General features: G+C 61.8%; 1 protein-coding gene. It reads right to left on the bottom strand.

What is annotated here, in order from left to right:
- Positions 1–228, bottom strand: a 228-nt coding sequence (locus P0D89_RS54610; protein ID WP_408379953.1) for an NAD(P)/FAD-dependent oxidoreductase, incomplete at both ends; no start/stop codon positions are given.

Below are 228 nucleotides of genomic sequence, written 5' to 3'. Positions count from 1 at the left end.
ACGGATCGATCTCCCACAGTTCCTTGATGCCGATGCCGTAGACCTGCGGATCGACGCCTTCGCGCAGCTTGAACTTATCGTTCAGCTGACGGCCCAGATGCCCGCGCGCGCCTTCGCAGAACAGCGTGTACTTCGCATGCAGCTCCATGCCGAGCTGGAAGTTTTCAGTCGGCTCGCCGTCCTTGCCGATGCCCAGGTTGCCGGTTGCGACGCCTTTCACGGAACCGC

Origin of the sequence: Paraburkholderia sp. RL18-085-BIA-A, assembly GCF_046027075.1 — a bacterium.
Taxonomy (GTDB): Bacteria; Pseudomonadota; Gammaproteobacteria; order Burkholderiales; family Burkholderiaceae; genus Paraburkholderia.
The sequence above is the reverse complement of the archived record's forward strand: the minus strand, read 5'-3'. Positions and strand labels throughout refer to the sequence as shown.